This is a genomic window from Citrobacter sp. RHB36-C18 (assembly GCF_013814485.1).
Taxonomy (GTDB): Bacteria; Pseudomonadota; Gammaproteobacteria; order Enterobacterales; family Enterobacteriaceae; genus Citrobacter; species Citrobacter braakii.
Genome location: NZ_CP057125.1, coordinates 295,950 through 307,867, shown reverse-complemented (window position 1 = coordinate 307,867; position 11,918 = coordinate 295,950). Strand labels below are relative to the sequence as shown.

7 protein-coding genes are annotated in these 11,918 nt (G+C 54.2%); 1 reads left to right on the top strand and 6 read right to left on the bottom strand.

Annotation, left to right across the window (positions count from 1 at the left end; translation table 11 throughout):
• Positions 1-126: 126 nt before the first annotated feature.
• On the bottom strand, positions 127-453 hold the full coding sequence (gene glpE, locus HVZ52_RS01420) for a thiosulfate sulfurtransferase GlpE (protein ID WP_003023495.1): 327 nt from the start codon (positions 451-453) through the stop codon (positions 127-129).
• Positions 454-651: 198 nt separating this feature from the next.
• On the opposite strand from glpE, the gene glpD reads away from it, so the two are divergent.
• Positions 652-2,160 carry a glycerol-3-phosphate dehydrogenase gene (glpD, locus tag HVZ52_RS01415; protein ID WP_016154812.1) on the top strand — a complete coding sequence of 503 codons (1,509 nt, stop codon included), beginning with the start codon at positions 652-654 and terminating at the stop codon, positions 2,158-2,160.
• A 104-nt stretch (positions 2,161-2,264) separates the two neighbouring features.
• Here the strand turns inward: glpD and glgP are convergent, their stop codons facing one another.
• The 5 genes from glgP to glgB are packed head-to-tail and all read right to left on the bottom strand — an operon-like array spanning position 2,265 to position 11,633.
• Positions 2,265-4,712, bottom strand: coding sequence for a glycogen phosphorylase (glgP, locus tag HVZ52_RS01410; RefSeq protein WP_016154813.1), 2,448 nt, complete (start codon positions 4,710-4,712; stop codon positions 2,265-2,267).
• Positions 4,713-4,731: 19 nt separating this feature from the next.
• Positions 4,732-6,165 (bottom strand): glycogen synthase GlgA, encoded by a 1,434-nt coding sequence (gene glgA, locus HVZ52_RS01405; protein WP_016154814.1) that lies wholly within the window; start codon positions 6,163-6,165, stop codon positions 4,732-4,734.
• Positions 6,165-7,460, bottom strand: a complete 1,296-nt coding sequence (gene glgC, locus HVZ52_RS01400; RefSeq protein ID WP_016154815.1) for a glucose-1-phosphate adenylyltransferase — start codon at positions 7,458-7,460, stop codon at positions 6,165-6,167. The genes glgA and glgC overlap by 1 nt, the downstream gene beginning before the upstream one ends.
• 13 nt (positions 7,461-7,473) lie before the next feature.
• Positions 7,474-9,450 (bottom strand): glycogen debranching protein GlgX, encoded by a 1,977-nt coding sequence (gene glgX, locus HVZ52_RS01395; RefSeq protein ID WP_181598784.1) that lies wholly within the window; start codon positions 9,448-9,450, stop codon positions 7,474-7,476.
• Positions 9,450-11,633 carry a 1,4-alpha-glucan branching enzyme gene (glgB, locus tag HVZ52_RS01390; RefSeq protein ID WP_016154817.1) on the bottom strand — a complete coding sequence of 728 codons (2,184 nt, stop codon included), beginning with the start codon at positions 11,631-11,633 and terminating at the stop codon, positions 9,450-9,452. The genes glgX and glgB overlap by 1 nt, the downstream gene beginning before the upstream one ends.
• Positions 11,634-11,918 lie beyond the last annotated feature (285 nt).

The window sequence follows — 11,918 nt, the reverse complement described above, 5'->3', positions numbered from 1 at the left end:
CCTTCTTACTTCGAGCTGCATCTTTGTTGGCTTTCCTCACTCACTCCGGTCACATACTGTTCGTACGCGCCCGGAGATTTGCTGCGTCGCCGTCGCGATGCAACTCGAATTAATTTGGGTATAGTCTTACGAACCGTATGCCACTTCTGCCGGAAAATGTCGATGCCAGGCGTCGAAGCCGCCGTCAACACTGTAAACCGCGTCATAGCCCTGCTGAAGAAGATATTGCGCCGCGCCTTTACTGCTGTTGCCGTGATAACACATTACTAACACGGCGGTGTCGAAATCATGCTCGCGCATAAATGACCCCAGCGTGTCGTTCGTCAGATGAAACGCCTGCGGGGCGTGACCCATCGCATAGCTTTGCGGGTCGCGGATATCCACTAACACCGCGGCCCCCTGGTGCAGCTTCTGATGCGCTTCTTCGACATTAATACATTCAAACTGATCCATTGCTCTCTCTTCTTTATATTGCAGGTGACGCTTTTCAGACATGTTACTTCTTAGTGTACGTCCCGACGGCAGTTAAACGCCATAATGTTATATGTATCACTGTAAATTGTTTATCCGATGTTACCAATGGCCCGATTCTTTGCTATTATGCTCGATAACGAACATTAATGAGCTATAACGAAAGTGCGAGAGGCCAGCATGGAAACCAAAGATCTGATTGTGATAGGTGGAGGCATCAACGGTGCCGGTATCGCGGCAGATGCCGCTGGACGCGGTTTATCCGTGCTGATGCTGGAAGCGCAGGATTTAGCCTGCGCCACCTCTTCCGCTAGCTCCAAACTCATCCACGGTGGCCTGCGCTACCTGGAACACTACGAATTTCGCCTGGTGAGCGAAGCGCTGGCCGAACGTGAGGTGTTGTTGAAAATGGCACCGCATATCGCCTTCCCGATGCGCTTTCGTCTGCCCCATCGCCCGCACCTGCGTCCAGCGTGGATGATCCGCATTGGTCTGTTTATGTACGATCATCTGGGCAAACGCACCAGTTTGCCGAGTTCGACCGGTTTGCGTTTTGGCGCAGATTCCGTAATGAAACCTGAGATTGTGCGCGGTTTCGAATATTCTGACTGCTGGGTAGACGATGCGCGACTGGTTTTGGCAAACGCCCAAATGGTCGTACGCAAAGGCGGAGAGGTGTTAACCCGCACTCGCGCTACCTCCGCTCGCCGTGAAAACGGTTTGTGGATTGTTGAAGCTGAAGATATCGATACCGGTAAAAAGCACACCTGGCAGGCGCGTGGTCTGGTCAATGCCACCGGCCCATGGGTGAAAGAGTTCTTCGACGACGGCATGCATCTGCCATCGCCGTACGGTATTCGTCTGATTAAAGGCAGCCACATCGTGGTGCCGCGCGTCCATACCCAGAAGCAAGCTTATATTCTGCAAAACGAAGATAAACGTATTGTGTTTGTCATCCCATGGATGGACGAATTCTCGATCATCGGGACGACTGACGTCGAATACAAAGGCGACCCGAAAGCGGTAAAAATTGATGAGAGTGAAATCAATTACCTGCTGAAGGTCTACAACGCGCACTTTAAGAAACAGCTGGGCCGTGACGATATCGTCTGGACCTACTCGGGCGTACGTCCGCTGTGCGATGACGAGTCCGACTCGCCGCAGGCTATCACCCGTGATTACACGTTGGATATCCACGACGAAAACGGCAAAGCGCCGCTGCTGTCGGTCTTTGGCGGTAAGCTGACGACCTACCGTAAGCTGGCCGAACACGCGATGGAAAAACTGGCGTCGTACTATCAGGGAATCGGTCCGGCGTGGACAAAAGAGTGCATTCTGCCAGGCGGTGACATCGGCGGCGATCGTGAAGATTACGCGGCCAAACTGCGCCGTCGCTACCCGTTCCTGACCGAGTCGCTGGCACGCCATTATTCGCGCACCTACGGCAGTAACACCGAATGGATTATCGGGGAAGCCACCTCGCTTGCCGAGTTAGGTGAAGACTTCGGCCATGAGTTCTATGAGGCCGAGCTGAAATATCTGGTCGATCACGAATGGGTGCGCCGTGCGGAAGATGCGCTGTGGCGTCGCACGAAAGAAGGTATGTGGCTGAACGCTGAACAGCAGTCGCGCATGACCCAGTGGCTGGCGGAGTACATTGAGAAACAGCAGCTGTCGCTGGCGTCTTAAGACACTCGATATAAAACTGTAGGCCCGGTAAGCGTCAGCGCTACCGGGCCTTTTGCCGGATGGCGGCTAACGCCTTACCCGGCCGACAGATCGTCCTGCCCTTGTTACAACCGCACCGAGTCGATATGCCAGATGTTTTCGGCGTACTCTTTGATCGTCCTGTCCGACGAGAAGTAGCCCATGTTGGCGATATTAATCATCGACTTGGTGGTCCACTCTTCCGGGTGGCGATACAGTTCGTCAACCTTATCCTGGCAGTCAACGTAGCTGCGATAATCCGCCAGAACCTGATAGTGGTCGCCAAAGTTGATCAGCGAGTCAACCAGGTCACGATAGCGCCCCGGCTCCTCAGGGCTGAATACACCGCTGCCAATCTGCGTCAGCACCTGGTGCAGCTCTTCGTCTTTCTCGTAATACTCACGCGGCTTGTAGCCCTGGCTGCGTAAGGCTTCGACCTCTTCCGCCGTATTACCAAAGATAAAGATATTTTCTGCGCCCACATGCTCCAGCATCTCGACGTTGGCACCGTCCAGCGTCCCAATAGTCAGCGCGCCGTTGAGGGCAAACTTCATATTACTGGTACCAGAGGCTTCGGTCCCGGCCAGCGAAATCTGCTCAGACAGGTCGGCAGCAGGAATAATCACCTGCGCCAGGCTGACGCTGTAGTTAGGAATAAACACCACTTTCAGCTTGTCACCAATTTGCGGATCGTTGTTGATCACTTTCGCGACGTCGTTGATCAGGTGAATGATGTGCTTCGCCATGTAATAGGCCGAAGCCGCTTTACCGGCGAAGATATTCACGCGCGGCACCCACTCGGCGTCAGGATCGGCCTTAATGCGGTTGTAGCGGGTGATCACATGCAGCACGTTCATCAACTGGCGTTTGTATTCGTGAATACGCTTGATCTGCACATCAAACAGCGATTTCGGGTTCACCACCACGTTAAGCTGCTGGGCAATGAGCGTTGCCAGACGTTTTTTATTCTCCAGTTTCGCACGGCGCACCGCCTGATTTACCAGCGGGTAATCGCAGTGCTGTTCAAGCTCGCTTAGCTGGCTGAGATCGGTTCGCCAGGTGCGGCCAATGTTCTCATCCAGTACCTCAGAGAGCGATGGGTTAGCCAGCGCCAGCCAGCGGCGTGGCGTCACGCCGTTGGTGACGTTACAGAAGCGAGTCGGGAAAATCTTCGCAAAGTCAGCAAACAGCGACTGCACCATCAGGTTGGAGTGCAGCTCAGAAACGCCGTTAACCTTGTGGCTCACCACCACTGCGAGCCATGCCATACGCACCCGGCGGCCATTGGATTCATCGATAATCGACGTCCGTCCCAGCAGACTGGTATCGTTCGGATACTGTTCCTGCAACGTCTTCAGGAAGTAGTCGTTAATCTCAAAGATGATTTGCAGATGGCGCGGCAGAATTTTGCCCAGCATATCGACAGGCCAGGTCTCCAGCGCTTCGCTCATCAAGGTGTGGTTGGTATACGAGAAGACCTGGCAGCAGACCTCAAACGCATTATCCCAACTGAATTTGTGCTCATCGATCAGCAGACGCATCAGCTCAGGAATCGACAGTACCGGATGGGTGTCGTTGAGGTGAATGGCGATCTTATCTGCCAGGTTGTCGTAGGTTTTGTGCAGTTGATAATGACGGTTCAGGATGTCCTGCACCGTGGAGGAGACCAGAAAATACTCCTGGCGCAAACGCAGCTCGCGTCCTGAATAGGTGGAGTCATCCGGATACAGCACGCGGGAGACGTTCTCGGAGTGGTTTTTATCTTCCACCGCCGCAAAGTAGTCGCCCTGGTTAAATTTACCGAGGTTGATTTCGCTACTGGCCTGGGCATTCCACAAGCGCAGCGTATTGGTGGCGTCTGTGTCATAACCGGGAATAATTTGGTCGTAGGCTACCGCGAGGATCTCTTCAGTTTCTATCCAGCGCGTTTTCTTGCCTTCCTGCTGAATACGCCCGCCAAAGCGCACTTTGTAGCGCGTATTGTGGCGTTTGAATTCCCACGGGTTACCGTATTCCAGCCAGTAGTCCGGTGACTCTTTCTGTCGGCCATCAACAATGTTCTGTTTGAACATGCCGTAGTCATAACGAATACCGTAGCCGCGTCCCGGCAGACCCAACGTTGCCAGTGAGTCCAGGAAGCAGGCCGCCAGGCGCCCGAGGCCACCGTTGCCAAGACCAGGGTCGTTTTCTTCATCGATCAGATCTTCAAGATCCAACCCCATACCTTCCAGCGCATTTTTGACATCGTCATAAATACCCAACGATAACAGTGCATTGGAAAGTGTGCGGCCAATCAGAAACTCCATTGACAGATAATAAACCTGTCGAGTTTCCTGGGATAATTGCGCACGGTTAGAACGCAGCCAGCGCTCCACGAGACGATCGCGCACCGCGAACAACGTGGCGTTCAGCCACTCATGTTTATTGGCAATGACCGGGTCTTTACCAATCGTGAACATCAGCTTGTAGGCGATAGAATGCTTAAGTGCCTCTACGCTGAGTGTGGGCGATGCATAAGTAAATGGAGCATTCATATAGGTGATTCCTGGATATCTATTTCAAACGATAGTAAAGCTCACGGTATGACTTCGCCGCGACTTGCCAGCTAAAATCCATGGTCATGGCCTGACGTTGTACAAACCGCCACAGCGAAGGCCGGGACCACAATACGAAAGCACGCCGGATCGCGCGTAGCAGCGACCAGGCATTACTATCTTCAAATACAAACCCACTGGCGATACCATCCGCCAGGTTTTCCAGCGAACTGTCAGAGACCGTATCAGCCAGCCCACCGGTGCGCCGCACCAGCGGCAGCGTGCCGTACTTCAGTCCATACAACTGCGTTAAGCCACACGGCTCAAAACGGCTGGGAACCAATATAACGTCGGCCCCACCCATGATGCGGTGCGAGAAGGCTTCGTGATAGCCAATCTGTACGCCCACCTGTCCTGGATGTTCCGCCGCCGCGGCGAGGAAACCTTCCTGTAAAACCGGATCGCCCGCGCCGAGCAATGCCAGTTGTCCACCCTGCTCTAACAACCCCGGTAGCGCTTCCAGCACCAGATCCAGCCCTTTCTGACTGGTCAGGCGGCTGACTACGGCAAATAACGGCACTTTGTCGTTAACCTTAAGTCCCATCGCGATCTGTAGCTGGCGTTTGTTCTCCGCCTTCTCTTCCAGCGTTTCACGCGTATACCGCGACGCCAGCAGCAGATCGGTTTCCGGGCTCCAGATTTTTTCATCAACGCCGTTCAGCACACCGGAAAGACGTCCTTCACGATGACGCTGCTGCAACAGACCTTCCATGCCGTAGGCAAACTGCGGCTCGGTAATTTCCCGCGCGTAGGTCGGACTGACCGCCGTAATGTGGTCGGCGTAGTACAACCCGGCCTTCAGGAAAGAAATCTGCCCGTTAAACTCCAGTCCGTGCACGTTAAAGAACGACCATGGCAATTGGATGTCATCCATATGCTTTGCATAAAACATGCCTTGATACGCCAGGTTGTGCACAGTGAACACCGATTTCGCCGGATGGCCGCGCGCCGCCAGATACGCCGGGGCCAGACCGGCATGCCAGTCGTGCGCATGCACCACATCCGGGCGCCAGAATGGGTCAAAGCCACAGGCCATTTCACTGCCGACCCAACCCAGCAGTGCAAAACGCAGCACGTTATCGGTATATGCAAACAGGTTAGTGTCGTGATACGGGCTACCGGGACGGTCATAGAGATGCGGCGCGTCAATCAGGTAAATGCCCACACCGTTGAAATGCCCGAACAACAGCGTAATACGTCCGGCGAAGGTATCGCGACGCGTCACTACCTGCGCATCGGGAATGCCGCGACGGATATCAGGAAACGCCGGGAGCAGCACGCGGGCATCCACACCGTCCGCGATTTGCGCTGCGGGTAACGCCCCAATAACATCCGCCAGTCCCCCGGTTTTTAACAAAGGGAACATCTCTGAACAAACGTGTAAAACCTGCATTATCGCTCCTGTTTGATCTGCAGTTTGCGCAGCATTTCACGCGTGACCAGTACAATACCTTCCTCTGAACGGTAGAAACGACGAGCATCTTCTTCCGCGTTTTCACCAATCACCATGCCTTCAGGAATAACGCAGGCGCGGTCGATAATGCAACGACGTAAGCGGCACGAACGTCCCACCCACACTTCAGGTAACAACACTGCCGAATCAATGTTACAGAATGAATTCACCCGCACTCGCGGGAACAGAACGGACTGCACTACCACCGAACCAGAAATAATACAGCCGCCGGAAACCAGCGAGTTCAGCGTCATTCCGTGGCTACCGGAACGGTCCTGAACAAATTTCGCCGGCGGCAGTGATTCCATATGCGTACGGATTGGCCAGTCCTGGTCGTACATATCCAGTTCAGGCGTCACCGAAGCCAGATCGAGGTTTGCTTTCCAGTAGGCTTCCAGCGTTCCCACATCGCGCCAGTACGGCTCGGATTCCGGGTCAGACTGTACGCAGGACAATGGGAATGGATGTGCATATGCCATGCCAGCTTCGGTGATTTTCGGGATGATGTCTTTGCCAAAATCGTGACTGGATTTTTCATCGAGGTCATCTTCCGCCAGCAGTTCATACAGATAATCGGCGTCGAAGATGTAGATCCCCATACTGGCAAGCGATTTGGTCGGATCATTAGGCATCGCTGGCGGGTTGGCAGGTTTTTCAACGAACTCGATAATTTTATCGGTGTCGTCCACGTCCATTACGCCAAACGCGCTGGCCTCTTCAATAGGCACTGGCATACAGGCCACTGTGCAACGCGCGCCTTTCTCAACGTGGTCGATCAGCATGCGTGAGTAGTCCTGCTTATAAATATGATCGCCCGCGAGGATCACCACATATTCCGCTTTATAGCGTCGAATGATGTCCAGGTTTTGGGTCACCGCATCCGCCGTACCGCGATACCAGTTTTCACCCTGCATCCTCTGCTGGGCAGGCAGCAGATCGACGAACTCGTTCATCTCTTCACTAAAGAACGACCAGCCGCGCTGAATATGCTGCACCAGCGTGTGTGACTGGTACTGAGTGATCACGCCGATACGGCGGATCCCGGAATTAAGACAGTTGGATAAGGCAAAATCGATAATGCGGAACTTACCGCCAAAGTGCACGGCAGGCTTGGCACGCTTATTGGTTAAATCTTTCAGGCGAGTACCGCGGCCACCGGCCAGGATCAGGGCAACAGATTTTAATGGCAGCTGGCGCGCCAACATTACACGATCGTTCTTCTCTAAACTTACCATGACTAACTCCTTTTTATCTTCTCTGGAACACACACAGTCCGTGCGCAGGTCCCTGCCAGACCGCCGTAAGCACCGGATTATCCTCTCCGGCAAATGGGGGAATGGCGTGCCATTCCCCTTCAGGTAAAACGATATCTGTCACCTCAAGCGTGGCGTTTATTGCAATCAGGAAACGATCTGAAAGCAGGATTTGCATCTGCCTCGGGCCGTTATGCCACTCATCCGCACTTAAGGGTTGTGCGTACTTATTCAGCCAACGAACATTGCCATCGCCCTCTTCCCACCAGCAATCGCCTGTTAATGCAGGTATTTGCCGGCGCAGATGAATCAACGCGGCGGTAAATGTGGTTAGCCCACTGTTTGCCTGCTGCCAGTCCAGCCAGGTTAAGGCGTTATCCTGGCAGTAAGCGTTATTATTACCGTGCTGGCTATGACCATGCTCATCACCCGCCAGCAGCATCGGCGTCCCCTGGGAGAGCAACAGCGTGGTTAACAGCGCATGAATGCTGTCGCGCCGCCGCTCAATCAGGTCCAGCGAGCCGCCTAATCCTTCTTTACCATGATTGTCACTGTAGTTATTGCTAGTGCCGTCGCGATTTTCCTCACCATTCGCTTCATTGTGCTTATTTGTGAAGCAAACGCAGTCGCGTAGCGTAAAACCGTCATGCGCGGTCACCAGATTGACCGTGGCGCTGGGATTGCGGCCCGGGCGTTTAAACACGTCGCTGGATGCGGCAAAACGTCCGGCAAACTCGCCCAACGAAAGATTACGCTGGAGCCAAAAACGTCGCGTCGCATCGCGGAAATGGTCATTCCACTCGGCAAACGGCGGGGGGAAATTCCCCACCTGATACCCGCCTTCACCAATATCCCACGGTTCCGCAATCAGCTTGGCGCGTGAGAGCAGCGGACAGTTTTGGATCGCGGTAAACAGCGGAGCATCCTGACGAAACTCAGGCGTACGCCCCATGACGGAAGCCAAATCAAAACGAAAACCATCCACATGGCAGGTTTCAACCCAGTAGCGCAGGCACTCGCATGCGTATTCCACAACGCCAGGATGGCTCAGATTGATGGTGTTCCCACAACCGGTCCAGTTGTAGTAATCGCCATCATCTCTGATCCAATAATAGCTACGGTTATCAATTCCGCGCAGCGAGAAGACAGGTCCTTCGAGATCCAGCTCGGCGCTGTGGTTTAAAACGATGTCGAGAATGACCTCAATACCCGCTTTATGCAGCGCTTTTACCGCGTCGCGAAACTCATCAAGCGCACTCTCCGGCGAGCTGGCATAGGCCGGATGCAGCGCATACATCGCCACCGGGTTGTAGCCCCAGTAGTTTGACAGGCCCAGCCGCTGAAGCCGCGGTTCGCTGGCGAAATGCGCCACCGGTAACAGCTCCAGCGCGGTAATGCCGAGGCGCTTGAAATAGTCGATCATCACCGGATGACCCAGCGCTTTGTAGGTCCCGCGCATCTCTTCCGGCAGGTCAGGATGCAAATACGTCAGCCCTTTGACATGCGCTTCGTAAATTACGGTATTGCCCCACGGCGTGCGCGGCGGGGCATCATCCTCCCAGTCATAATGGTCGGACACCACCACGCCCTTCAGCGCGATGGCGGCGTTATCATGATGATCCGGTTCATTCAGCCCACCGTGCAGCAGTGGGTTATCTTTTAACTCGCCATCCACCCGACGCGCGCAAGGGTCAAGCAGCAGTTTCGCCGGATTAAACCGGTGGCCCTGCTGCGGTTGCCACGGACCATGTACGCGATAGCCATAGCGTAGACCGGGACGGGCGTTGGCCAGATAGCCGTGCCAGACATCGCCGCTACGCCCCGGCAGGTCGTAGCGGAGTTCGCAGCCTTGCTCATCGAATACGCATAATTCAACGCGTTCAGCGTGGGCCGAAAAGAGGGTGAAATTGACGCCATGGCCGTCATACGTTGCACCATGGGGGATGGCGTTGCCGGTTGCCAGTTGCGTCATTATCCCTCCCGCACCAGCCAGATCGTTGCCAGCGGTGGCAACGTCAGGCTCAGTGAGTGCTGACGACCATGACTGGCGATTTCATCGCTGTGCACCGCGCCGCCGTTACCGGTATTGCTACCGTGATAATGCATCGAGTCGGTATTGAGGATTTCGCGCCATTTGCCCGGCTGATTGATACCGAAGCGATAGCCGTGGCGAGGTACTGGCGTAAAGTTGCTGATAACGATGATTTCATTACCGACTTTGTCACGACGAACGAAAGCCAGCACCGAACGTTCTTTGTCATCCACCACCAGCCACTCGAAGCCATAGGCGTCAAAATCAAGCTCGTGCAGCGCTTTGTGATGACGATAAGTAAGGTTCAGATCGCGCACCAAACGCTGTACGCCGTGGTGCCAGTTATCGCCGCCTTCCAGCAGATGCCAGTCGAGGCTGGCGTCGTGATTCCATTCACGCCCCTGAGCAAACTCGTTGCCCATAAACAGCAGTTTCTTACCCGGGAAGGCCCACATCCAGCCGTAGTAGGCGCGCAGGTTGGCAAACTTCTGCCAAGCGTCCCCCGGCATGCGATCGAGAATTGATTTTTTACCGTGTACCACTTCATCGTGCGACAGCGGCAGGACAAAGTTTTCGGTGTAGTTGTACAGCATGCCGAAGGTCAGCTTATCGTGATGGAACTGACGATGAACCGGATCCAACTTCATGTAGTCCAGCGTGTCGTGCATCCAGCCGAGGTTCCACTTATACCAGAACCCTAAACCGCCCATATCCTGTGGCCTTGAAACGCCGGCAAAGTCGGTGGACTCTTCCGCCATGCTCACGGCCCCCGGCACCTGCTCGCCAAGAATACGGTTGGTATTACGTAAGAACTCAATGGCTTCGAGGTTTTCACGACCGCCAAATTCGTTCGGGACCCACTCCCCTTCTTTACGGCTGTAGTCGCGATAAATCATCGACGCCACGGCATCTACGCGCAGCGCATCGATACCAAAACGTTCAATCCAGTACAGGGCATTGCCTACCAGATAGTTACTGACTTCACGGCGACCGTAGTTGTAGATCAGCGTGTTCCAGTCCTGGTGATACCCTTCGCGCGGGTCGCTATGCTCATACAGATTGGTGCCATCAAACTCTGCCAGACCAAAGTCGTCCGACGGGAAATGGCCCGGCACCCAGTCGAGAATGACGTTCAGTCCAGCCTGATGCGCGGCATTCACAAAATAGCGGAAATCATCACGCGTCCCGAAACGACGGGTCGGCGCATACATACCGGTAGGTTGGTAGCCCCAGCTACCGTCGAACGGATGCTCATTAATCGGCAACAGTTCGAGATGGGTAAAGCCCATCCACTTGACGTAAGGCACCAGTTGATCCGCCAGTTCGCGGTAGCTCAGCCAGAAGTTGTTATCGGTATGACGACGCCATGAGCCCAGGTGCACTTCATAGATAGAGATCGGCGCGTCAAACTGGTTGGCTTTTTTTCGCTCCTCGCTTTGCACCACTTTTTCCGGCAGACCGCAGATAAGCGACGCGGTTTCCGGGCGCATTTGCGCTTCGAAGGCGTAAGGGTCCGCTTTGATTCGCAGCTTACCGTTCGCATCGATCATCTCGTATTTATACAGTTGACCATGCTGCGCGCCGGGGATAAACAACTCCCAGATACCGCTTTCTTTGCGCAGGCGCATCGGGTGGCGACGGCCATCCCAGTAGTTGAACTGCCCAACCACTGACACGCGTTGAGCGTTAGGTGCCCAGACGGAGAAGCGCGTACCGGTTACGCCATCCATGGTATCCGCATGCGCGCCCAGCGTTTCGTAAGGTCGCAGGTGCGTACCTTCAGATAACAGCCAGGCATCCATATCCTGGATCAGCGGGCCAAAACGATAAGGGTCATCAATCAGATTCTCCTGTCCATGCCAGACAACAGCTAACTGATAGCGAAAGAAATTTTTACGGCGGGGAAGTACAGCACAGAAAAAACCGCGAGAGTCGAGGCAGTCCAGCTTGCCGACTTTGCGTCCGGTTTTGGGTTCGATCACCCACACTTCGGTGGCGTCAGGTAATAGGGCGCGGACTTCAAGTCCAGCGTCAGTTTGGTGCATACCGAGTACGGAAAAAGGATCCGCAAAATGGCCTGCAATTAGCGCATTAATCACGTCTCTATCGATACGAACGGACATGGTTGTCATCCTGTTTTATGGTGTCACGCCTTCCAACTGATCTTCGACATCAGGTAGTGACACTTTTTTTGACCTGAACGGCGCAGCACAATTGTGCATCCTCTCTGCGTCGTCCCACCTTCAGGCAACAACTTAATACCTCCGGTACTAAGTCACCCTTAAAGAATAGCCAATGCTTTATCTTACTCCTGGTAAAAAATGAAACATCTGCGCTTACTCCTGTATTACGCAAAAAAATGGGTGACTCAGCACCCATTGTTAAAACACGCAATCACTCTGCCGGAA

What these genes read in the sequence shown, in the direction of transcription:
- glpE (WP_003023495.1), bottom strand. Translation starts at nt 453, where the DNA reads ATGGATCAGTTTGAATGTATTAATGTCGAAGAAGCGCATCAGAAGCTG.
- glpD (WP_016154812.1), top strand. Translation starts at nt 652, where the DNA reads ATGGAAACCAAAGATCTGATTGTGATAGGTGGAGGCATCAACGGTGCC.
- glgP (WP_016154813.1), bottom strand. Translation starts at nt 4,712, where the DNA reads ATGAATGCTCCATTTACTTATGCATCGCCCACACTCAGCGTAGAGGCA.
- glgA (WP_016154814.1), bottom strand. Translation starts at nt 6,165, where the DNA reads ATGCAGGTTTTACACGTTTGTTCAGAGATGTTCCCTTTGTTAAAAACC.
- glgB (WP_016154817.1), bottom strand. Translation starts at nt 11,633, where the DNA reads ATGTCCGTTCGTATCGATAGAGACGTGATTAATGCGCTAATTGCAGGC.
- glgX (WP_181598784.1), bottom strand. Translation starts at nt 9,450, where the DNA reads ATGACGCAACTGGCAACCGGCAACGCCATCCCCCATGGTGCAACGTAT.
- glgC (WP_016154815.1), bottom strand. Translation starts at nt 7,460, where the DNA reads ATGGTAAGTTTAGAGAAGAACGATCGTGTAATGTTGGCGCGCCAGCTG.